Source organism: Sphingomonas sp. FW306-05-A (assembly GCF_058782275.1).
On the sequence record NZ_JBYSXN010000001.1, the window covers coordinates 1,344,297 to 1,366,493 of the forward strand.

The 22,197-nt window shown below is 64.7% G+C and carries 16 protein-coding genes; 8 read left to right on the top strand and 8 right to left on the bottom strand.

The annotated features are described in order from the left end of the window. Positions 1 to 83: 83 nt before the first annotated feature. Together AC3WJR_RS06130 and AC3WJR_RS06135 are read right to left on the bottom strand one after the other, a co-directional pair. Positions 84 to 2,465: a DUF3772 domain-containing protein gene (locus tag AC3WJR_RS06130; RefSeq protein WP_492723176.1), complete on the bottom strand. Its 2,382-nt coding sequence runs from the start codon at positions 2,463 to 2,465 to the stop codon at positions 84 to 86. 150 nt (positions 2,466 to 2,615) lie between these two features. Then, positions 2,616 to 3,731, bottom strand: a complete 1,116-nt coding sequence (locus tag AC3WJR_RS06135) for a Gfo/Idh/MocA family protein (RefSeq protein WP_492723178.1) — start codon at positions 3,729 to 3,731, stop codon at positions 2,616 to 2,618. A gap of 189 nt (positions 3,732 to 3,920) precedes the next feature. On the opposite strand from AC3WJR_RS06135, the gene AC3WJR_RS06140 reads away from it, so the two are divergent. Further along, on the top strand, positions 3,921 to 4,955 hold the full coding sequence (locus AC3WJR_RS06140; protein WP_492723180.1) for a LacI family DNA-binding transcriptional regulator: 1,035 nt from the start codon (positions 3,921 to 3,923) through the stop codon (positions 4,953 to 4,955). A 25-nt stretch (positions 4,956 to 4,980) separates the two neighbouring features. On the opposite strand, the gene AC3WJR_RS06145 is transcribed toward AC3WJR_RS06140, so the two are convergent. Together AC3WJR_RS06145 and AC3WJR_RS06150 are read right to left on the bottom strand one after the other, a co-directional pair. Continuing rightward, positions 4,981 to 6,615: a glycoside hydrolase family 43 protein gene (locus AC3WJR_RS06145; RefSeq protein ID WP_492723182.1), complete on the bottom strand. Its 1,635-nt coding sequence runs from the start codon at positions 6,613 to 6,615 to the stop codon at positions 4,981 to 4,983. Beyond that, positions 6,612 to 7,856, bottom strand: coding sequence for an MFS transporter (locus AC3WJR_RS06150; RefSeq protein ID WP_492723184.1), 1,245 nt, complete (start codon positions 7,854 to 7,856; stop codon positions 6,612 to 6,614). Before AC3WJR_RS06150 ends, AC3WJR_RS06145 begins: the two co-directional genes overlap by 4 nt. A 390-nt stretch (positions 7,857 to 8,246) precedes the next feature. Here AC3WJR_RS06150 and AC3WJR_RS06155 point away from each other — a divergent pair, with 390 nt between their 5' ends. Further along, positions 8,247 to 11,273, top strand: coding sequence for a TonB-dependent receptor plug domain-containing protein (locus AC3WJR_RS06155; protein WP_492723186.1), 3,027 nt, complete (start codon positions 8,247 to 8,249; stop codon positions 11,271 to 11,273). An 88-nt stretch (positions 11,274 to 11,361) separates the two neighbouring features. On the opposite strand, the gene AC3WJR_RS06160 is transcribed toward AC3WJR_RS06155, so the two are convergent. Continuing rightward, positions 11,362 to 11,925 (bottom strand): DUF4142 domain-containing protein, encoded by a 564-nt coding sequence (locus AC3WJR_RS06160; RefSeq protein ID WP_492723188.1) that lies wholly within the window; start codon positions 11,923 to 11,925, stop codon positions 11,362 to 11,364. A gap of 197 nt (positions 11,926 to 12,122) precedes the next feature. Between AC3WJR_RS06160 and AC3WJR_RS06165 the strand changes: the two genes are divergently transcribed. From AC3WJR_RS06165 to AC3WJR_RS06180, 4 genes are all read left to right on the top strand, one after another. Further along, a complete protein-coding gene (locus AC3WJR_RS06165) occupies positions 12,123 to 12,539 on the top strand; it encodes a DUF3597 family protein (protein ID WP_492723190.1) in 417 nt (138 codons plus the stop codon). Between the two features lie 62 nt (positions 12,540 to 12,601). Beyond that, positions 12,602 to 13,402: a dienelactone hydrolase family protein gene (locus AC3WJR_RS06170; protein ID WP_492724183.1), complete on the top strand. Its 801-nt coding sequence runs from the start codon at positions 12,602 to 12,604 to the stop codon at positions 13,400 to 13,402. A 325-nt stretch (positions 13,403 to 13,727) separates the two neighbouring features. Then, complete coding sequence (gene mqo, locus AC3WJR_RS06175) at positions 13,728 to 15,431, top strand: malate dehydrogenase (quinone) (RefSeq protein WP_492723192.1); 1,704 nt, start codon at positions 13,728 to 13,730, stop codon at positions 15,429 to 15,431. A gap of 134 nt (positions 15,432 to 15,565) precedes the next feature. Next, positions 15,566 to 17,062, top strand: coding sequence for a glucuronyl esterase domain-containing protein (locus tag AC3WJR_RS06180; protein ID WP_492723194.1), 1,497 nt, complete (start codon positions 15,566 to 15,568; stop codon positions 17,060 to 17,062). A 22-nt stretch (positions 17,063 to 17,084) separates the two neighbouring features. Here AC3WJR_RS06180 and AC3WJR_RS06185 read toward each other — a convergent pair whose 3' ends face one another. Genes AC3WJR_RS06185 through AC3WJR_RS06195 form a run of 3 tightly spaced genes read right to left on the bottom strand, consistent with a single transcriptional unit; the run spans position 17,085 to position 19,372 of the window. After that, entirely contained in the window at positions 17,085 to 18,638 is a 1,554-nt protein-coding gene (locus AC3WJR_RS06185) for a tryptophan halogenase family protein (protein ID WP_492723196.1), read from the bottom strand. A gap of 18 nt (positions 18,639 to 18,656) precedes the next feature. After that, on the bottom strand, positions 18,657 to 19,157 hold the full coding sequence (locus AC3WJR_RS06190; protein ID WP_492723198.1) for a PIN domain-containing protein: 501 nt from the start codon (positions 19,155 to 19,157) through the stop codon (positions 18,657 to 18,659). Further along, positions 19,139 to 19,372 (bottom strand): type II toxin-antitoxin system Phd/YefM family antitoxin, encoded by a 234-nt coding sequence (locus AC3WJR_RS06195; protein WP_492723200.1) that lies wholly within the window; start codon positions 19,370 to 19,372, stop codon positions 19,139 to 19,141. The genes AC3WJR_RS06190 and AC3WJR_RS06195 overlap by 19 nt, the downstream gene beginning before the upstream one ends. 221 nt (positions 19,373 to 19,593) lie before the next feature. Between AC3WJR_RS06195 and AC3WJR_RS06200 the strand changes: the two genes are divergently transcribed. Continuing rightward, the gene (locus tag AC3WJR_RS06200; RefSeq protein ID WP_492723202.1) at positions 19,594 to 20,961 is read left to right on the top strand and encodes a cation:proton antiporter; all 1,368 of its coding nucleotides are present in this window, start codon (positions 19,594 to 19,596) and stop codon (positions 20,959 to 20,961) included. Between the two features lie 4 nt (positions 20,962 to 20,965). Beyond that, positions 20,966 to 22,189 carry an alginate export family protein gene (locus AC3WJR_RS06205; RefSeq protein ID WP_492723204.1) on the top strand — a complete coding sequence of 408 codons (1,224 nt, stop codon included), beginning with the start codon at positions 20,966 to 20,968 and terminating at the stop codon, positions 22,187 to 22,189. The last annotated feature ends 8 nt before the right edge of the window (positions 22,190 to 22,197 follow it).

Below are 22,197 nucleotides of genomic sequence, written 5' to 3' on the forward strand. Positions count from 1 at the left end.
GAGGGGACGATGACGCGGTTCGATACAGGAGCCGATCGGAGAGTATCGCTTCACCGCGAAAACCCAAAGGAAAAGCGACGGTTTCAGGCTTCGGGTTCAACCAGCGGTCGGTTCGCTGCTACCAGTTCGATCCGCTGCGGGATCGTGCCGATGTCGATGCCTTCTACGCGGAAGCGTTGCAGCAGGGTCATCAGCACTGCGCTACGGGCGCTGTACGCGGCACGCGGGTGTGCGACATGGCCGAAGCAATTGAACGTGATCCGCCCATTGACGAGACCGTCGATGAACACCGCGGGGGCAGGGTCCGACAGAACCGCACTCTCGCCCGCAAAGGCTTCCTGCACCATCGTCCTGACCGCCTGGGCGTCGCTGTCGAGCGGGACCGAGAACTGGATCTGGATGCGCCCCAGCGGGTTGGCCATCGTCTTGTTGAGCACGGATTTTGTGATCAGTTCGGAATTGGGGACGATCAGCGTCGAATGGTCCGCCAGTTCGATCTCGGTCGAACGTACGCTGATCCGCTTGACGTCGCCTTCATCGGTTCCAACCCGAACGAGGTCGCCGATCTTGATCGGGCGTTCCGCCAGCAGGATCAGCCCCGACACGAAGTTCTGCGTGATCGCCTGCAGACCGAAGCCGATCCCGACCGACAAAGCCGACAACAGCAAGGCCACGCGTTCGACGCCGATGCCGAGCGACGCCAGCGCCCAGATGAACGCCAGCGCGATCCCGACATAGCGCGCGACGAGGCTGACCGAATTTCGCCCGCTGCCGTCGAGGTCGGTGATCGGCAGATAGCGCGTCTCCAGCCAGCCCATGAAGCCGCGGACGAGCGCCAGGCCGACGAACAGCACGATCATCCCCCGCAGGATATTGGCCGGGGAAATCGACACGCCGCCGAACTCGACGCCTTGCGCAAGCACGCCGAGCCGGCCGAACATCGTGCCGATCCCGTTGCCGCCGCTGAACGGGGTCGCCAGCAAACCCAGCGCCAGCAGGACAAGCGCAATCCGCAGCACCGCCGAAAGCAGCACGCCGAACTGGTCGACCATGCTCGGCCGCACCCCCAGCGCGCGGGTGACGGTCACGCCGAGCGGGCTGTCCCGCACGAACATGCTCGTCGACACGTCGTCCACCGCGGCCATCAGCAGATACAGGGTGGTCCCCAGGATCGTCGCCCAGCACACCACCCAGGCGATGAACAGGCTGAGGGCGATATAGCCGAGCAGCAGCGCGACGAACGCAAACGCGACCAGCGCCCAGGCGAGCAAGGTTCCAAGACCGATCCCTGCGCTCGTCTTGACGTATTCGATCGGCTCGGTGCCCGCCCGCTTGGCCCGCAGCCGACCCAGTACGATCAGGAAGACGGCGATCAGCACCAGACGTAGCGACGCATTGAGCGTCTGCGTCGCCACAAGTGCCGGCTGGCTCGTTCCGATCGCGGTCGTGATCGCGCTGAGCAGGATGCTTGCGAACGAGAGCCCCGCCAATACCCAGGAGAGCGGTCGCAACGCCGAGGCGGTATCATCGTCGAGCGGGGCGACGCGCCACGAAGCCCCGTTGCGCATCAGCAGCGCGCCGCAAACGGCTGCGGTATAGGCACTGAACCCGATCGTCATGACGAACGCGTCGAGGACACTGCTCCACCGCGTCGGGAGCAGCCCCGACCAGCGCAGTCCCTGCACCAGTGCGACCGCGGCGAGCAGCGGCGCAAGCGTTCCCACAAACACGCGCCACATCGCGTTGGCCGATCGACGAACCCGGTGTCCGGGCGCACCTTCGACCAGGAGGCGTTGTCCGAACTGTCGTGCGCGAACCCGTACCGGGAACAACAGGACCAGCCCCAGCAAAATCCCGAGGATCATCGGCCAGGGCAAGCTGCCATGCCATTGCGCGCCGATCTGGCGGGTGCCTTGCGCCAGGAACAACTCGGTACGGCGGAGATCTCGTGGCAGTGCCTGGACGATTGCGCGCCAATAGGCGGGTGTGAGGGGAGAGGCGACCTTGGCGGTGATCTTCTCGTTGAACTGTTGCGCTCGACTACGGTCGAGTTCCTCAATCAACTGTTCCGCTTCGACGTTGGCCAGCCCGCCCCGCTTGATCGCGGAGTCGATCGATGAGCGTTGGCGCGCGAGGACCGTCCGTTGTGTGCTGATCTCGACCGGTTCGGAAACGCCCGCGGTAACGGGCCCAAGCCCGGCGATCCGTGCATCGATCAACGTCTGCTGCTGCCGCAATTGCTCGGTCACGTCGGTGGCGATTTGTTGCGCGGCCAGCGTGCGATTGCGGAGCGTTTTCTGGTCGTCGGCATCGACACGCTCGTCGAGCTGTCCGTCCACTGCGCGCAACTCGGTCTCCGCGCGTCCGAGCTGTTGCGAGAGGGCGGCGACCGACGGGGTCTGCGCAAGTGCAGCCGCTCCGGTCATGACGAGCAGCACCGCGAGGATCGCTCGGAGCAGGAACATTGGGGATGGCATCACCATCGCCATAAACACGCGTTGATGCCGCGGCAACGCGACCAGCATGGTTCTTGCGGGATACTGTGTTCGTTCTGCGATCTGCGCGTCCGTCCGTACCTCCATTGAGCCACGGACGGACGCGCATATCCGATGGTGTCAGGCGGACTGGGGAATGATGCTGATCATTTCGTCTTCACTGGGCTGCTTGGCGGGCTTCAGCTTGAGCGCCTGGTCCGCCTCGACCCGCCGGCTGCGCGTTGCGGGTTCGAGCGTGATGGTTTCGCCCTGCTCGAGCGATTGCTCGATCGCTGCGAGGACCCGCATGTCCATCAGACCTTCCTCGCCATCGGCTTCCGGATGCAGATCCTTCAGGATGCAGTCGGAGAAATACTGCGTCTCGTTGCCGAACTGTTCGACCGGGTCGAAGCTGTGCTCCTTGCTGCCGTCCGCGGTACGCTCGACATAGGCGATGCCGACCTTCGGCCCGAACATGAACGCGGGATTGGCGTGGATGCTCGCCTCGGTCCCGACCAGCTCAAAGAATTCCGACGACGCCGTGGCATAGCTGACGGTGAACTGCGCGACGCGCGCGTCCGCGAACCCCAAGGTGACGGCGACCGTGTCATGGAAGTTGAACCCGCGCCCCGGTGACTTGATGCCGACCGCGTGAACCGAAATGGGTTCCTGGCCGAACAGGTTGCGCACTGCGTTCAGCGGATAGGTGCCCATGTCCGGCACCGGGCCGCCCCAATAACCGTTATGGCCGCGCGAGTTCGCCTCTGCGACATTCTGTGCGAAGACCGACACGAAGCTGCGCAAGTCCCCGAAGTCGCCGTTGCGGGCACGCGTGATCATGTCGACCGTGCCGGGCTCGTTATGCAGGCGATACGCGATCATCAGCTTGGCGCCGCCCTTTTGCTGTGCCGCGATGATCTGTTCGGCTTCCGCCACGCTCGATGCCATCGGCTTTTCGAGCAGGACATGGATCCCGGCCTCCAGTGCCGGCACCGCATATTGCAGGTGCAGGAAGTTCGGGGTCGCGATGTAGACGGCATCGATCTCGCCTGACTTGAGCAGCGCGTCATAGTCGTCGTAGGACCAGGCCTTGATGCTGTAGAGCTTGGCGAGCTTGTCGGCCTTGACCGGATCGCCCGTGACCAGCGCGGTCATCTCGGAATTGTCGGTCCGCGCAACGCCGGGCATGAATGCCTGCTGTGAGATCTGGCCGCCGCCGACGACGGCGTAACGTACCTTTTTCGTGTGTCCGAACATATCGGTCCTTCGATTTACCGGGGGGAAGTCCCGCAAACGATGGTAGCCCGGGATCGTTGCATGGCGCGGCAGGCACGCGTCGCTCGCGCGCATGATCGCCATCGCGCGTCACGGTGCCCGATCCCTGTTGCTCCGCTGTGGAAATTGGCTAGGCACGAGGCATCGGGGTTAGGGTGAGGGCGAGCGAACTTGGCACGGAAGGCGGCACCCGGACGCAACACGACGATCGTGGACGTGGCGGCAAAGGCCGGCGTCTCCGCGATGACGGTGTCGCGCGTCATCAATGGTCAGCCGGGTGTGGGGCCGGACACGCGCGCGACCGTCAACGACGCCATTCGCGAACTGGGCTATCGCCCCAACCAGACCGCCCGGAACCTTGTCACGTCGACCGAATTGCGGATCGGCGTCGTCTATTCCAATCCCAGCGCGGCGTTCATGAGCGACTTCCTGACTGGCGTATTCGAGGAGGCATCGGCCCGCGGCGCGCGGCTGATTCTCGTCAAGGGCGAGGGCGGGCGGGCGCCCCCGCTCGAGGCGATCGAGGCGTTGGGAACGTCGGGCGTATCGGGCGTGATCCTCACGCCCCCGTTGAGCGAATCCCCGACGGTCTTGCGGGTCTTGCGGGACGCAGGGGTCCCGATCGCGTCGGTCGGCGCGCATCAGGTTGCGGGGGCGATCTGCGTGCGGATCGACGATCGTCAGGGTGCGTATGAAATGACCCGCGACCTGATCGCCCTGGGGCACCGGAACCTGGGCTTCGTCGTCGGCAACCCCGATCAGGCGGCAAGCGCGGAACGCCTGGCGGGGTTTCATGCGGCGGTGCGCGAAAGCGACGGGATCCATACCACCGTCGCGCAGGGTGATTTCAGCTACGCCTCCGGGCTGGTGGCGGGCGAGCAACTGCTCGACGCGCCCCAGCCGCCGACTGCCATCTTCGCGAGCAACGACGACATGGCGGCGGCAATCGTGTCAGTCGCGCATCGGCGGCAACTGGGCGTTCCCGGCGAACTGACCGTCGTGGGGTTCGACGATACCACCGTAGCAGTGACCTTGTGGCCGCCGCTGACCACGGTGCATCAGCCGGTCCGTCAACTGGCGGCGGAGGCGCTGGGTCTGCTCGTCACCGAGATTGCCGCTCCAGCGCGTCCGTCGGATCGGATCGACCGGGTGCTGCCGCACCGCATCGTCCGCCGCCAATCGACGGCGGTGCCACGGCGGGATTGACCGCGCGACGACGGAACCCTCGATCCTAGTCGTCGCGCCCTTCGTAGCGGAAGAAGGCGAAGTCCGCGGGGAGGGCGGTGCCGGCCATATCCTGGCACGCCATGCCGACGAAAGTGCCCGTAAAATTGGGCAGGCCGGGCAACGATGCCTCGTCCGAGAGGATGCTCGCATCGTGAACGCGGTCGCACCACGTCCAGTCCGCTGCATCGATCGGCTCGCCCAGGTCGCCTAGCCGCCAGGCAAAACGGAGCCGGTCGAGATCCACATCGACGCGCAGATCGATCACCCCATCGGGCAAATGATCGACCACAGTGATGACGCTGCAGCTTCCGGTATCCGGCGATGCGGTCATCACCTGCAATTGCCGCGTGGAGCCATCGTGCGTGACGTTTAGGTAATGGAATTTGGTGGCGTTGTAATAACAGATGAGCCCCGCCGCCTGCTGGAAATGGGTCGGCGCATAATCGATCCGCGTCGTGGCGGAATAGGACAAGTGCTCCTGACGCCGCGCGACGAGCGCTTGGGCGAAATGGCTCCCGACCGTCTCGCGGCCGTACAGCCGCAGGAAGCCCGGCCGTGCGGTCAGGCTGAACAGCGCATCGGGCTCGGGTGTCCGCAGCCACTGGAATTCGGGCGGCAACGTATCGGTGTCAAACCGGTCATCGGAAGGGGCAACCGGCCACGGGGCGGGGGGCAGTGACGGTGCCGCTGGCTCGGCGTCGGGCATCGCATCGCCAGCGACCGTCCGGAGCCAGCCGTCGTCACCCCAGACCATCGGCTGCAACGCGGTTTCGCGTCCCAGCATGCAGCGTTCGCGGGTCGGCAGCGGTCGCCCGCACAGATACGCGATCCAGGTCGTCCCGTCCGCGAGGTCCATCAGGTCGGCATGCCCAGCGCGTGTCAGCGGTCCGTCGCGGCGTCCGGCAGCGGTCAGCACCGCGACGTCCGGGTGGACTTCGTACGGCCCGAACAGCGAGCGCGACCGTGCCATTGTGACCGCATGGTCCCATCCGGTGCCGCCCTCCGCAACGAGCAGGTGATACCAGCCATCGCGCTTGTACAGATGCGGCCCTTCGGTGAACCCGATGTCGGTGCCGTGAAAGATCGTGTGGCGTTCGCCGATCAATCGCAACGTCGCGCGATCCAGTTCCTGAACGACGATACCCCCGAACCGCGGGTGCCCCGGGCGGTGATCCCACAGCATGTTGAGCAACCACGTCCGGCCATCGTCGTCGTGGAACAGCGCCGGGTCAAAGCCGCTGCTGTTGAGGAAGACGGGATCGGACCATTCGCCGTCGATCGTGTCGCACGTCACGAGATAATTGTGGAAATCGCGCAAAGATGCGCCCGATGCGCCGTTGACGGTCGTCTGTCCGTAGCGCTTGACGTCGGTGTAGGCGAGCCAGAACCGTCCATCGGCATGGCTCAGGTCAGGAGCCCAGACACCGCACGAATCGGGGTCTCCACGCATGTCGAGCTGGGTCGCACGCGTCAGCGGTCGCGTCGCCAGCCGCCAGTGGACCAGATCCCGGCTATGGTGGATCTGGATGCCCGGATACCATTCGAAGGTGGACGTCGCGATATAGATGTCGTCGCCGACCCGGACGATCGACGGGTCGGGATTGAAGCCACGAAGTACGGGATTACGAAGCTGCGTCATGCGGGTTTGCGCACCAAGGTCCAGAGGATGGCGGCACCGATCAGATCGAGCACGCCCAATACGATGAAGAACGGAACATAGCCGACCTGATCGACCAGTCGACCGAGCGACAGCGTGAAGACCAGCACGCCGAGATTGGCGGCAAGGCCAGCGATGCCCGTCACGGTCGCGACTTCTTCGCGGTGGAACAGGTCGGATGCCATGGTGATGACGGTCACCGACAGCGTCTGGTGGGCAAACCCGCCGAGGCACAGCAAGGCAATCGCGACATACGGGTTGGTTGCCAGTCCGACGAACGCCATTCCCATCATCATCACCGCGCCAAGCGTGAAGGCCCATCGCCGGGCATCGATGAGGGATACGCCACGTCGTTGCAGGAGCGCAACGACCCCAGGGCCGAAAAGGCATCCCAGGTCGGCGGCAAGGAAGGGGAGCCACGCAAAGATCGCGATCTGCGCAAGGTCGAACCCACGTTCGCGCGCAAGGTACAGCGGCATCCAGAAGGACAGCATCCCCCATACAGGATCAGCCAGCAAGCGGGGTAGCGCGATGCCCCACAGATTGCGCCGACGGAGCAACGCGCCGATTGGCTGGCGCTTTCTGGTGCCGGTGGGACGGGCGACTTGTCCCGCCTCGATATGACGGCGCTCGTCACTGCCGAGCCGTGGGTGCCGTGCCGGGACACGGTACCACAGCAACCACGCGACGCACCAGACGAGCCCGAGCCCGCCGGTCACCACGAAGGCCAGCCGCCAGCTTTGCGTCATCACCGCCCAGGCAATCAGCGGCGGCGCAAGCACCGCGCCGAAGGACGCGCCGATATTGTAGATCCCGCCGGCCACCCCGCGTTCGCGCGCGGGAAACCATTCGGCAATCAGCTTCTGGCCCGCCGGTTGCGCCGATCCCTCCGCAAGACCCAGCGCAAGCCGAAGGCCGGCAAAGGAGAACCAGCCTTGTGCCAGCACATGCGCGATCGTGATCAGCGACCAGATCGCGACGCAAAGCGTAAAGCCAAGACGCAGACCGAAGCCATCGAGGAAATAGCCGATCAGCGGCTGGAACATCACGCCCAACTGGAACGCACTGGTCACCCAGCTATATTGTTCGCTCGATATGCCCTGTTCAATCAGGATGACGGGTGCCGCGACACCCAGCACCGATCGCGCCAGATAATTCAGGATCATCGCACCGACGAACACAGCGATGATCGTCCAGCGGATGTAAGGGAAAGGACGCCTCATTCGGCCCTGACCGGCTGCGGATTCCTCCTCCATGTCACCCCTTATACGTTAACGTTATCGGACACTACGGCGAATGTCGCGCTTCACGCTTCAAGCCAGCGCTAACCGTCAATATCCACCACCGACAAGCATTCTCCTTACCGGAAGTTTTGCGATAATCCATCCCTCAGTTGTCGATCAACTCCGACTATTGACTAGAGTAACGCGACTCAATACGACGGCGCGGTAACGTTAACGTAGCTGACGGCAAACGTCGTCAATGACGTGGAATACCAGGCGTAAAAGCGCTGATCGTCAATCACAACGGGGAGAGGTGCCATGAAAACGGCCCGACGGACGCACATTTCACGACGGACCTTCAACGTGGCAACGGGGGAAGGCGCGCCGGCCATGGCCCGACCAGGCGGAATGGATGCGCTGCGCCAGCGCGTCCGTCTGTCCGCAGGCATCCTTGCACTGTCCTGCGCGATGAGCGCGACCGCGGCATTCGGCCAGGTCGCCGAAGGAACCACCGCGCCCGATCCCACGCCGGCGCCGGTTGCACCACCTGCCGCGCAAGTCCCGCCCGGCACGGTCGACCCGACGGCTGCAACCGCGCCCGACGCCGCCAGCGGTGATAGTGGCGACATCGTCGTCACCGGCTCGCGCATCGTTTCCAACGGGTTCGCCGCGCCGACGCCGACCACCGTGATCGGGGCCGCGCAGATCCAGGGCAATGCGCAACCCAACGTCTTCACGACGATCGCGCAGCTACCGTCGCTGCAAGGGTCGAGCGGATCCGCAACCAACACCTTCAGCACCTCCAGCGGCCAGCAAGGGCTGAGTTCGCTGTCGTTGCGTGGTCTCGGACCGATCCGCACCCTGACGCTTCTCGACGGACAGCGGGTGGTCGGTGCCTATTACACCGGCGTGACCGACGTCAGCCAGTTCCCGCAATTGCTGATCCAGCGCGTCGACGTCGTCAACGGTGGCGCGTCGGCTTCCTACGGGTCGGATGCGGTCGGCGGCGTCGTCAACTTCATCACCGATACGCGGTTCAAGGGCATCAAGGGCAATGTCCAGGGCGGCATTACGACGTACGGCGACAATGCGCAGGGCCTGATCCAGCTTGCCGCCGGACGCAGCTTCTTCAACGATCGGCTGCATGTCGTCGCCAGCGGCGAATTCGCCAAGGAGGAAGGCGTCGGGGCAGGGGACTTCGGACTGGGTCTCGCCGGGGGACGCACGTGGTTCACGCAAACCTCGCTGGTCAACCGCAACGTCGTCAATGACGGATCACCGCAATATCTGTTGCTCGACAACGTCCAGAGCACCGGCTTCACCAAATACGGCCTGATCACCGCAGGGCCATTGCAGGGAACAGCGTTCGACAAGAATGGCGCACCGTTCGCCTTCCAGTACGGATCGAACGGAACGCCGGCCCGCAACGCGGCGGGTACGGTCAATGGTTGCTATCCGGGCTTCTGCGTCGGTGGCGACACGTCGGGCAACATCGACACCGGCCGGTCGCTGCAATCCGCGATCCAGCGCGTCGTGGGCTATGGTCGGATCGGCTATGACTTTGCCGACGACAACGAAATTTACGCCACCGTCAACGTCGCGCAGGTGACGACCAACAACCAGCCGACCAACGGGGCCAACCGCCCGGGGCTGACGATGCAATGCGCCAATCCGTATGTGCCCGCTTCGGTCAAGGCGGCGTGCGCAACCGCCGGGATCACCAGCTTCCAATATGGCACCAGCAACGCGATCCTGCCCAACACGCGGGTGTTCACGGATCGTCGCCAGTATCGCTACGTCGTCGGCGCGAAGGGCAAGGTGTCGATCGGCGGATCGAAGTGGACCTACGACGCTTATTACGAGCGCGGCATCAACAACATCGCGGTCGACGTCAACAACGTCCTGCTCACCCCGCACTTCAACCAGGCGATCCAAGCGGTCGAGCTGAACGGCGCGATCGTCTGCGCCAGCGCGGTTGCGCGGGCGAATGGGTGCCAGCCAATCAACATCTTCGGCGGGGCGGAGCCTTCGGCCGCAGCCAAGGAATATGTCAGCCCGGCGAACGGCCCGTTACAGCGGATGCGGCTGACGCAGGACGTCGTCAGCGTCAACTTCTCCGGATCGCCGATCGATCTGTGGGCCGGGCCGCTCGCGGTCGCGTTCGGTGGCGAGTATCGCAAGGAATATTACACGGTACGCGCCGACGCCTATGGCGCCGGGGTAAGCAGCATCAGCCCGAACACGGCAGAATATCCGGCGGATCCGACCCTGCTGGCGGGCGGCAACAACTGGTATGCAGGCAATTACAAGAACGGCAACGGCGCGTTCGACGTCAAGGAAGCCTATGCCGAGCTCGATCTTCCGATCATCAATTCCGAAACGCTCGGGCGTGCCAACCTCAACGGTGCGGCGCGTGTGACCGAATACAGCACGTCCGGCACCGCGTGGACGTGGAAGATCGGCGGCACCTGGGACACGCCGATCAACGGCCTTCGCCTGCGGGCGGTGACGTCGCGCGACGTGCGTGCGCCTAACCTGTCGGAGCTGTTCGCTGCGCCGGTCACGACCACGCTTCCCAACTTCCTCGATCCGGTGCGCAACGTGAACGTCGTCGCGATCCAGAACCAGGTCGGCAACCCCAATCTGACACCTGAAATCGCGCGCAACACGTCGTTCGGTGCGGTCCTGTCCAACCCGGCGTGGCTTCCGGGTTTCAGCATCTCGTTCGATTACTACAAGATCAAAATTGACGATGTCGTCTCCAGCCTCGGCGCGGCGCAGATCGTCGATCTGTGCTTCCGCAACATCCTGCCCGAGACGTGCAGCGCGTATAATCTGAACAACCAGGATGGCCCCAACTTCGTCAACGTCCAGTCGTTCAACCTCGCGTCGATCAAGACGAGCGGGTTCGACATCGAGGCGAGCTATCGTTGGCAGCGCCCGCTTGGCTTGCCGGGCAATTTCACGGTGCGCGGTCTTGCCACACATATTCGGGAATTCATCACCGACACCGGCTTGCCGGGCACGATCCCGACCGACGGTGCAGGCGTGAACCTTGGCTCGACGCCGGACTGGAAATGGCTGGCGGTGCAAACCTACGAGAACGACCAGTTCAGCCTGCTGGTGCAGGAACGTTGGTTCAGCGACGGCACCATCGGCGATCAATATGTCGAATGTGCGCCCGGCAGTTGCCCGCTCTCGACCCCCAACGCGCCGACCGTCGACACGCGCTTCATGCCCGGGTCGTTCTACATCGATATCGGGGGAACCTATAATTTCACCAAGAAGGTCAGCGGTTATTTCAAGGTCGACAATCTGTTCGACAAGGATCCGGCCCGCTCGCCGTTCAATGCCAATCCCGCGCTGTACGACATCATCGGTCGCACCTATCGCGTCGGTGTGCGCTTCAACTTCTAGGTCAACCTGGCTCTACCGGTGCCTACGTCGGCATCGGTAGAGCACGAGGCGAAGCGACGCGGGACCGCGGTCCCGCGTCGTCTTTGCGTCAGGCCTTCAGGCCCTTCGCCATGTTCAGATGCGCGGTCACGGTCGGCACCAGGGTCGACGCGAACGTCTTCAGGGCCGGAACATCGCCGGTCGCCGCATAGGACTTGAGCGCGTCGAGCGTCTGCTGGTGTCCTGCCGTCTGCGCCGCGATATAAGCCGTGTCGAAATCGGCACCCGACTTGCTCTTGAGCGAGTCTACCGTCTGCTGCTGCGTGGCGCTCAACGTCGCATCCGGCGCGATCGGCGGCGTCAGGCCGCTGACGGCGGTGGTCAGCTTGGCGGTCGACTGGGTGTGTGCGTCGATCATCTTCTGCGCATACTTCTTGACCGAAGCCGACGACGACTTGGTCAGCGCCATCTGCGACGTCGCGATCTCGAACGCATCGCTTGCCGCCGCCGTGTTCGCGAAGGTCTGGCCTGCGCTCGGCGCGACCGTCGTTGCGGTCGTCATCTCGGTGTTGGTCGTCGTGGCGGTCGTGTTTTCGGTGGTGGTCGTCTTCTGACCGCACGCCGCCAAGGCGAGCGTTCCAGCGGATAACAAAGCAATATATGGCGTCTTCATGGACGTTCCTCCTGTCGCGAACCTAATCGGCACGCGTCCTCAACCACCGCTGGCAAGGGACGTTCCCGCGGATGCATCAACCGACGCGACGTTTTGATCGACCGGAGATGCGGTCGTCTGGACCTTTGCACCCGTTGCGCCGTTAACGCCGGGCACGGCAATCGCCGTTTCGCAGGCTATTTCGAGGAGTGATCCGAATGAGCATTTTCGGCAATATCATGAGCAAGATCTTCCACCACGGTTCGGCAAAGGCCGCAGCGCCTGCCGCCGCAGCGCCCGCGCAGGCCGCACCTACCCCGGCCGCAGCCCCGGCACCCGCTGCCGCACCGACCCCCGCGACACCAGAGCCAACGCAGGCGGTCGACGTCGGCGCGGTCCTGTCCGAGATGGCATCGATGAAGGATGGCGGCGGCAACTATCAGTCGTCGATCGTCGACCTGCTGAAGCTGCTCGACCTCGATTCCAGCCTCACTGCCCGCAAGGAACTGGGGAGCGAGCTCGGCGTCCATGCCGGTGCCGATGGCACCCCGGAACAGAATATCGCGCTGCATAAGGCCGTGATGGCGAGGCTGGCCGAAAACGGTGGCGTCGTTCCCGACTCGCTGCGCAACTGATACGATTTGGTGCGAGCCCGATCCGGGCTCGCACCATCGCAGCGTTTGCTGCATTGGCGGTGATGCCATCGCCCGGACCGGGCGGCGGCATCACTTTCCCCACGAAAGGGTCGCCGATGATCGTGCACACGGACGAAACGCTGACTGTCGACGTGCCCGGATCGGGCGCCATGCGGGCACATGTCTTTCGTCCCGCGGTCGAGGGTCGGTTCCCGGGCGTAATGCTGTTTTCAGAGATTTATCAGGTAACCGCGCCGATCCGCAGGTTGGCGACGATGATCGCGGGCAATGGCTACCTGGTTGCGGTTCCCGAGGTGTATCATGAGTACGAACCGGCCGGCACCGTGCTGGCGTACGACCCGGCCGGCACCGATCGCGGTAATGCGCTCAAGATCACCAAGCTCTTGTCGGCGTTCGATGCGGACGCCGAAGCAGCGCTGACCGCACTCGTCGCGCACCCGGCCTGTGACGGCAAGCTCGCGACGTTCGGCGTTTGCCTTGGTGGCCATCTGGCCTATCGGGCGGCATTCGACCCGCGCGTCTCGGCTGCCGCCTGCTTCTATCCGACCGACATTCATTCCGGCTCGCTCGGCGAGGGCAAGTCGGACGACAGTCTGGCACGCGTCGGCGACCTCAAAGCCGAAATGATGTTCGTGTGGGGACGGCAGGACCCGCATGTGCCGTTCGCGGGGCGGGAAACAATCAGGGCGGGTCTCGAAGCCGCCGCCGTGCCGTACGAATGGCATGAGCTGAATGCGCAGCACGCGTTCCTGCGGGACGAGGGGCCGCGCTACGATCCGGCGTTGTTCCTGCAATCGATAGCACTGACGCTGGACTTCTACCGTCGCACCTTGCGGGGATAGCGTTTGTGAAGCGCGCCGAACGCGGCGCGAAATTGGCAATTCGGACCGACCTTTTCGGGCCATCGGGCAGGGTTTGCTTGCGCCGAGCGTCCAAACGCCCCATTTAAGGGCTGAAACCGGCCGCACGTTACGAATGAAGTTGGTCGAGAAACCATAGCTTTGGGAGAGGTCTTTCGACACGCGTTCGTGCGTGGCCCGGTGGCCGTCGACGGTTCCGGACCGTCGAGCGCGTCAGTGTGGCGCCGTCCTCTGAAACCGGCGTGTAACCGCGCGCCCATCGCTTTTGATCGATGCGGCATGCAAAGATTTGAAGGATGGCGACAGCATGGCGCTCCGGAACGGCCCAAACGACGACAATCTTACCGACGCAGCAAAATCCGGCGTTACCCGACGCGGCGTGATCGGCTCGGCACTGGTCGCGGGCAGTGCGGCGATGCTCCCGGTCGATGTGGCGGGTGCCCCCGCCGAACGAACCGTCGACGTGCTGCTGATCGGCGGTGGGATCATGAGCGCGACGCTCGGGGTGTTGCTGCGCCAGTTGGAGCCGAGCTGGACGATCGAGATCGTCGAGCGGCTGGATCAGGTCGCGGACGAAAGCTCGAACGGCTGGAACAACGCAGGCACGGGGCATTCCGCGCTGTGCGAGCTCAATTATACCCCTGTGAACGCCGCCGATGGTAAGGTCGAGATCGCGAAGGCGATCGAGATCAACGAGCAGTTCCAGGTCACCCGTCAGTTCCTCAGCCATCAGGTCGAGGCCGGTGTTCTCAAAAACCCGCGGTCGTTCATCAACTCGACCCCGCACATGAACCTGGTGTGGGGCGACGCCAACGTCGCCTTCCTGCGCAAGCGGCACGCCGCACTGCAGGCGAGCCCGCTGTTCTCGGGCATGGAATTCTCGACCGATCCCGCGCAGATCACGAAATGGGTGCCGCTGATGATGCAGGGGCGCCCGGCGATGAAGCTTGCCGCCACGCGCTCGCCGCTGGGGACGGATTGCGACTGGGGCGAAGTGACGCGGCAGTATATCACCGCGCTGCGCGGGCAGCCGGGGGTTACGCTGACCACCGGGCACGAAGTCCGGTCGCTCGAACGCAATGCCGACAAGAGCTGGCGGGTCACCGCGCGCAACCGGAAGACCGATGACAAGCGCATCATCAACGCGCGCTTCGTCTTTGCGGGTGCCGGGGGCGGCGCGCTGCCGATCCTGCAGAAGTCGGGCATTCCCGAGGGCGACGACTATGCCGGCTTCCCAGTGGGCGGATCGTTCCTGGTCACCGAGACCCCCGCGGTTGCGCACCGGCATCTTGCCAAGGTGTACGGCAAGGCAGCGGTCGGATCGCCCCCGATGTCGGTCCCGCATCTTGATACGCGCTATCTCGATGGCAAGCAGGCGCTGCTGTTCGGCCCGTTCGCGACCTTCTCGACCAAGTTCCTCAAGCAAGGCTCGTATTTCGATCTGCCCGCGTCGGTGACCCTCGACAATTTCCGGCCGATGGTTGCCGTCGGCTGGGATGATTTCGACCTGGTCGAATATCTCGCTGGCCAGCTGATCATGTCGCAGGAAGACCGGATGAACGCGCTGCGCGAATATTTGCCCACCGCAAAGGACGGCGATTGGCGTCTGTGGCAGGCGGGGCAACGCGTCCAGATCATCAAGCGCGATCCCAAGAAGGGCGGCGTGCTGAAGCTCGGGACTGAAATCGTTTCCTCGAAGGACGGCTCGATCGCGGCGTTGCTGGGTGCATCGCCCGGCGCATCGACCGCGCCGTCGATCATGCTCGACCTGCTGAAGAAGGTGTTCCCGGCCAAGCTCGCCACGCCGGAATGGCAGGCAAAGATACGCGACATCGTGCCGAGCTACGGTATCGCGCTCAACGACCAGACCGAGCGGTTGGCGCAGCAATGGGAATCGACCGCCAACACCCTGCAACTCGCGATCGCCCCACCCGCGGTCACCGTCCCGACCGTTCCGCGGCCGGCGGCTACGCGGGTCAAGGTCGACCGGCACCCGGACCTCGCGCTCTAGTCGCCATTCGGTCGCGTCTCGGCCTCTGACGCGACCAAACGGCGGCGGGGCTTGCCGGTCGCGTCCAACTGCCCGATGCTGATCGCGTCGTATCGCCAACGGGTGAGCGGCGGCGCGATCACGGAGGGGGGACGATGTCGGGCAAGAGAATAGCGGGGATATTGGCTGCGGCGTTGCTTGCCTCCGCTTCGACTGCGGCGGGACCCTGGACGGCCGTACAGGACCATGCCGACATGATGCGCCAGCTTGGCATCGCCAAGCTGCGTCCCGGTGCGAACGGCGATCCGGCTGCGGCGGACTCCGCCAATTACGATCAGGCAAAGGCCAACCCTTACCCAGTCTGGCCAACTCTGCTGACGATGGTAGACGGTCGGCCGGTCAAGACCGCCGCGATTTGGCGGCAGGCGCGCCGCCCGGAACTGATCGAGCTGTTCGAGCGTGAAGTTTACGGGCGCATTCCGGCGAACGTACCCGGCGTGACGTGGCGGATCGATACGGTCGATCGCGAGTATTTCGGTGGCCGGCCGGTATTGGCGCAACAGCTCGTCGGCCATGTCGATAACCGTGCAGCGCCGGGGCTTGCGGTCGACATCCGCGCCACACTGGTGCTGCCGGCCAATGCCAAGGGTGCAGTTCCTCTGCTCGTGATGTTCGGGCCCGCGCGCTATCCGTCTCCTAGCCAACCCGACGCCGCCGAAGCTGCCCGGCTCGACGCCGCGATGAAGGCGACGCTGATTGCACGCGATCCGTCATTTTCGACGATCTTCGCGAAGCATCCCGGGTTTGAACTTGTCAAACCCGGCGGCTTCTTTGCGCCACCCCCTAGCGACGACCGCATCACCCAATTGATTGCCGCCGGCTGGGGCGTCGCCTTGCTCGATACCGCCACCATTCAGGCCGATACCGGCGCGGGGCTGCGCGAGGGGATCATCGGTCTCGTCAACGACGGTGCGCCGCGCACGCCCGAACAATGGGGTGCGTTGCGGGCATGGGGCTGGGGGGCAAGCCGGTTGCTCGATTATCTCGTCAAGCGTCCCGAAGTCGACGCGCGGCACGTCGGCATCGAAGGCGTATCGCGCTGGGGCAAGGCAGCGTTGGTCACCGCGGCGTTCGACGAGCGGTTCGCGATGGTGCTGATCGGTTCATCGGGGGAGGGCGGGGTCAAGCCGCACCGACGCAACTTCGGGGAACAAGTCGAGAACCTGACGAGCGCCGGGGAGTATCACTGGATGGCGGGCAACTTCCTGAAATACGGGACCGAGAACGGTCGGCTCGGTCGCAGGACGGCGGGGGATCTGCCGGTGGATTCGCACCAACTGCTCGCGCTGGTGGCACCGCGGCTTGCCTTCGTCAGCTACGGCGTACCCGAACAGGGCGACGCCAATTGGCTCGACCAGCAGGGCAGCTACATGGCAACCGTCGCCGCTGGACGTGCGTGGACGCTGCTCGGAAAGCGTGATCTGGGGCGGGGCGACGATTACCGTACGGCGCAGATGCCGCCGCAGGGCACCGACCTGCTCGAAGGAGAACTGGCCTGGCGCCAGCATGACGGCGGGCACACCGATGCGCCCAACATGCGCCATTTCGTCACATGGGCTAACGCCAAGATCGGCTACGCCCCGGCGCGATGAGCCGGGTCATCGGCGACCCCGTTCAGCCCCGTCGCGCTCGCGCTTCCTGGCCGCCGATCGTTTCGAGCAATTCGCGGTTGGGCAGCAGCTCGCGTTTCGCCCGATCGCCGAGCGACCGGATCCGCGCGAACTGTCGGTCCGCCATTTCCGCGTTCGCCAGCCGGTTGAGGCCGGACGGCAAGGCGGCATCCTCGTTCATGCCGTAAAGGACGTATTGATAGTTGAAATAGGCGAAGGTCTCGGTGTCGAGCGCAAGGTCGAACCGTCCCGGCGCACGATAGCGCCACTGGTCGATCAACTCCCCCAGCCGGACGGGCCAACTCGCGCGATCGGCATTGTCGCGCCAGAACGGTTCGCGGCGGCGGCTGAGACAATAATGCAGCTTCAGGAAGGTCACGACATTGTCGTAGCGCGCGCGCATCAAAGCGTTGAAGCGTGCGGCGGGGGCGTCGATCGGCCCGCCGTGCGGCAGCATCTCGGCGATCATTGCCACCGCTGCTTCGATCATCACGATTCCGGTGGCCTCGAGCGGTTCGAGGAACCCGCCCGCAAGACCCACCGCAACGCAATTGCCGATCCACTGCCGTTCGCGATAGCCGGGCTCGAACTCGAGTAGCCGCGTCGGCACACTTCCGGGCTCCATGCCGAGGTACGCGTGGAGGATCTCCGCGGCACGTGCATCGTCGATATGCGCGCTGGAATAGACGCAGCCGACGCCGTGCGCGTGAGCGAGCCCGATGTCCCAGAACCACCCCGCCTCATGGGCCGTCGCACCGGTGAAACTCGGGAGCGGGGACCGTGCCCGGTCATAGGGTAGCTTGGCGGTGATCGCGCGGTCGGTGAACAGGTGCGCGCGGACCGACCTGAGCGGCTCACCGAGCGCCCCGCCGATCAGTTCGGCACGAAACCCGCTGCAGTCGATGAACAGGTCGGCGTCGAGCACACCGTTATCGCGCGTCGCCACCCCCGCAATGCGCCCGTCGGGGCCGACATCGACACGCGTGACCAGATCACTGAGGTGCGTCACGCCCCCCGCAGTCGCATGGCGCGCCAGCAACGCCGCGAATTTCACCGCATCGAAATGATAGGCATAGGCCAGCGGCCCATCGAACGGATCGTCCCGCGAGGCCTTGGGACCGCGCCCGGCGGCACCGACGCGGCTCTGGATCGTGACGGCTTCGGCGAACGTATCGCGCATGCGGGGATCCTGTGCGAGCCAATAGGGGGCAAGGCTGCCGAGATCGCTATGGGTGGGGGCCTCGAACGGATGGAGATATTCGTGCCGCGTGTCGCCGTCGGGCGCGTGCAGCCAGTCGACGAACCGGATGCCCTGCTTGAACGTCGCCGACGTCTCGCGCAAAAACTCGCCTTCGTCGATGCCGAGGAATTTGAGCGTCGCGCGGATCGTGGGGAAGGTGCCTTCCCCGACGCCGACGATCCCGACTTCGGGCGATTCGAGCAAGGTGATCTGCGCCGCGCCCGCTGGAGAACAGGCAAGCGCCTTGGCAAGGTAGGCCGCCGCCAGCCAGCCGGCGGTCCCGCCACCAACGATCAGGATCCTCCGCGTGGCTGTCATGATGTGATCCTAGCCACGTCAGGCGCGCACGAACAGCGTCTTGAGCCAGTGCGGCTCGGTTCGGCTGGCGCGACGCCAGTCGAGGTCGTCCTCCGCGGTCCACTGCCACGGGTCGAGCAGCTTGAGCTTCGGGGATTTGAACGCCGCGGTACGACGCGTGGCAAGCGTCATGCCGCGGTCGAGCGCGGTGGCGGCGACGAGCGCGTCGCGCGGGTCGGACACCGTCACCGCACGCCTGCGGGCGATGATCGCCGCATCAAGCGGGACGATGCGCCCTGCAAAGGCGGTCAGCACCTGTTCGTCGATCCAGCGTTGCACCCGCGCGGTCTGAGCCTTGTCGCGCGGCGCCCGGCGTATTGCGGCATTCTCGAGATCGATCAACGACACGGCTGAAAGGAAAAGCTGCTCGGGCGCGAGCGTGCCGGCCCATGCCGCCACCGCCGCGTCGGCCTGTGTCCCCCGTCGGAGTTCGGCCACCACATCGGTATCGAGCAGGAACATCAGCGCGGACCGGTCCACGCAGCACCATCCGCCGACAGGTCGAGCGGCGCGGTATCATCGTCGCGCATCGCCAGAAGGTCGACGATTGTCTCGCGCGCACCCGACAGGCGCTGGAACGCCTCGATGCTCAGCAGCACGTGAGTCGGCGTGCCGCGGTCGGTGATCCACACCGGCGCGAGTCGCGCGGCACGCTTCGCCAGGCTGACATCCTGGTTGAATTCCCGGCTGGTCATGACCTTCACGCTAGCGTTCCCACTGCTCTACAAACCTACGTTTCGCAGGCTCGACTGTAGGCATGTTACTACAACGTGGCACGGCTGCAACAGATCGGGTGAAGACCCTCGAAATCGACCGGCTACCCGTAATTTGCGATTGCGCGGGGTCCCGGATTTGCCGTTGGTCAACGTCTTCGAGCGTGCCGCCGAACCAAGGCCGCGCCGATCCGGGGGGATGTATGACAGGAATATTGGACAGCTTCTGGTCTACGCTTGGCGGTGTATTGTCACCGCACGGGCCAGCCGCAGTCGCCGCGGCGAAAAGCTATGCGCCGGGCGACTTCTCGATCCATTTCTTCCTCCAGCTTGCGATCATCCTGATCGCGTGTCGCGTCGTCGGGTGGCTGGGCCAGAAGTTCCTCGGCCAGCCACAGGTGGTCGGCGAGATGATTGCGGGCGTCGTGCTCGGGCCATCGCTGCTCGGGATGCTGTGGCCCGACCTGCAGGGAGCGATCTTCGCCAAGGAGACGCGCAACGTGCTCTATGCCGGCGCGCAGCTTGGCGTCGGGCTGTACATGTTCCTCGTCGGCACGACCCTGCGGATCGACCATTTCAAGGCCAAGGCGCGGAGTGCCGCAGGCGTCTCGTTTGCCGGGATCGCTGCGCCATTCGCGGTGGCAATCCTGATCACGCCGTTCCTTCTGACCGTTCCCGGGCTGTTCGCGCCGGGCATATCGACGATCAACGCGACACTGTTCATGGGCGCGTGCATCGCGCTGACCGCATTCCCGATGTTGGCGCGGATCATCAACGAGCGCGGGCTTGCCGACAGTTCGCTCGGCACCCTGTCGCTGACGGCAGGCGCGTTCGACGACGTATGTTCTTGGTGCGTGCTGGCGATCGTGCTTGCCGCGTTCGGGGGCGGGGCGGGCGTCGCGATCCTCGCGATCGGCGGCGGGCTGTTGTGGGCGGTCATCGTGCTGATCTTCGGACCACGCATCTTCGCGCCGCTCGCGCGCCGGGTAGAGCGCGAGGGCGAGATGAATTATACGGTCCTGGCCCTCACGCTCGCCGCGTTCTGCACCTCGGCATTCCTGATGGACATGGTCGGCATTCATGCGATCTTCGGCGGTTTCCTGCTGGGTGTGGTGATGCCGCGCGGGCTCTTCTCCGACGAGATCAAGCGCAAGATCGAGCCGCTCGCGGTGGTGCTGCTGCTGCCGATGTTCTTCACCTATTCGGGGCTCAATACCCGGCTCGACATGGTCAACTCGCCGTCGTTGCTGTTGATCGCGCTGGGCGTGCTGGTCGCGTCGATCCTTGCCAAGGGCGGCGCCTGCTACCTTGCCGCACGGCTGGCCGGGGAGGACAATCGTACCGCGCTCGGCATCGGTGCGCTGATGAACTCGCGCGGGCTGATGGAGCTGATTATCATCAACATCGGGTTGCAGAAGGGCATCATCGGACCGACGCTGTTCTCGATGCTGGTGCTGATGGCGATTGTCACGACGATGATGGCGGGGCCGCTGTTTGAGCTGGTGTATGGCCGGAAAGCGCGCGAAAGCGGCGAACTGCGCGCGATCGACGCGCGCGTCGCAGCGGAATAATCCAATGACTATCAAGCAAATGCGAGCCGCAGCGCTCGCCACGGTGGCGTTGTGCGCCGCGTCGGGGGCAAAGGCACAGGATGTCACGGTCAAGCCGCTGATCGATGCACGGCTGCGCTGGGAGGACGTCGATCAGGACGGCCTGCCCAAGACCGCAGACGCCGTCACGCTGCGCGTGCGCAGCGGTGTCGAGGCGAGCGCCGGCCCCTGGTCGGGGTTGGTCGAGAGCGAGGCAACGGTCGGTATCGTCCAGAATTACAACGACGGGCTGAACGCACGCGCGGGGTATCCCACCATCGCCGATCCGCAGAACATCGAGCTCAACCGCGCGCAACTGCGCTATGCCGTACCGACGGCGAGCATCACCGTCGGACGCCAGGTGCTCGAGTTTGCGGATCAGCGGTTCGTCGGGTCGTCCTCGTTCCGCCAGAACCAGCAGACCTACGACGCCGTGCACATCACGTGGAGCCCGACGCCCAAGCTGGCGATCGACGCGGCCTATGCTTGGAGCGACCGCACCATCAACGGTATCGACGGTTTCGGCGCGCGTCCTCAGGCGATCAGCGGCAGCAACTGGTTCGGGACGATCGCCTACACCACGCCGGTCGGCACGATCGCGCCCTTCGCCTATCTGGTCGATCAGGATGACGTCGCCGTGCAGGGCTTCCGGCTTGCGAGCCAGACCTACGGCGCGCGCTTCACCGGCACGCGTCCCATCGGAGGCCTGTGGAAGCTCGGGTACACCGCGAGCTACGCGCGCCAGAGCGACTATCACCGCAACCCGAACGATTATGCGGCAAGCTATGCCCTCGGCGAGGTGACGGTTGCGCGCAAGTTGTTGCTGGCGACCGTCGGCTACGAGGTCCTCGGGGCCGACCAAGGCGCCGCGTTGACCAGCGTCCAGACGCCATTCTCCTCGCTGTTCAAGTTCCAGGGCTGGGCCGATAAGTTCACCACCACGCCGCCCGACGGTATCCGCGACCTGTACGGTTCGCTGGGTTATGGCTGGAAACAGGCAGGACCGCTTGCGAACGTGGCACTATCCGCCGTTTACCATCGCTTCGAGAGCGACCGGCTCGTGCGGCATTATGGCGACGAAATCGACCTGCTGGCCACCGCCAGGATTCATACCACGAACGTGTCGCTGCGTTACGCGCACTATCAGGCGGATCGCCTGTTCACCGACACGTCGAAGCTCTGGGTGGCGGTCGAATGGGCAATTCACTGAGGATCTGG

Coding starts and splice junctions, on each gene's coding strand:
- AC3WJR_RS06130 (WP_492723176.1), bottom strand. CDS start 2,465: ATGTTCCTGCTCCGAGCGATCCTCGCGGTGCTGCTCGTCATGACCGGA.
- AC3WJR_RS06135 (WP_492723178.1), bottom strand. CDS start 3,731: ATGTTCGGACACACGAAAAAGGTACGTTACGCCGTCGTCGGCGGCGGC.
- AC3WJR_RS06145 (WP_492723182.1), bottom strand. CDS start 6,615: ATGACGCAGCTTCGTAATCCCGTACTTCGTGGCTTCAATCCCGACCCG.
- AC3WJR_RS06150 (WP_492723184.1), bottom strand. CDS start 7,856: ATGAGGCGTCCTTTCCCTTACATCCGCTGGACGATCATCGCTGTGTTC.
- AC3WJR_RS06155 (WP_492723186.1), top strand. CDS start 8,247: ATGGCCCGACCAGGCGGAATGGATGCGCTGCGCCAGCGCGTCCGTCTG.
- AC3WJR_RS06160 (WP_492723188.1), bottom strand. CDS start 11,925: ATGAAGACGCCATATATTGCTTTGTTATCCGCTGGAACGCTCGCCTTG.
- AC3WJR_RS06165 (WP_492723190.1), top strand. CDS start 12,123: ATGAGCATTTTCGGCAATATCATGAGCAAGATCTTCCACCACGGTTCG.
- AC3WJR_RS06170 (WP_492724183.1), top strand. CDS start 12,602: ATGCCATCGCCCGGACCGGGCGGCGGCATCACTTTCCCCACGAAAGGG.
- mqo (WP_492723192.1), top strand. CDS start 13,728: ATGGCGCTCCGGAACGGCCCAAACGACGACAATCTTACCGACGCAGCA.
- AC3WJR_RS06180 (WP_492723194.1), top strand. CDS start 15,566: ATGTCGGGCAAGAGAATAGCGGGGATATTGGCTGCGGCGTTGCTTGCC.
- AC3WJR_RS06185 (WP_492723196.1), bottom strand. CDS start 18,638: ATGACAGCCACGCGGAGGATCCTGATCGTTGGTGGCGGGACCGCCGGC.
- AC3WJR_RS06195 (WP_492723200.1), bottom strand. CDS start 19,372: ATGACCAGCCGGGAATTCAACCAGGATGTCAGCCTGGCGAAGCGTGCC.
- AC3WJR_RS06200 (WP_492723202.1), top strand. CDS start 19,594: ATGACAGGAATATTGGACAGCTTCTGGTCTACGCTTGGCGGTGTATTG.
- AC3WJR_RS06205 (WP_492723204.1), top strand. CDS start 20,966: ATGACTATCAAGCAAATGCGAGCCGCAGCGCTCGCCACGGTGGCGTTG.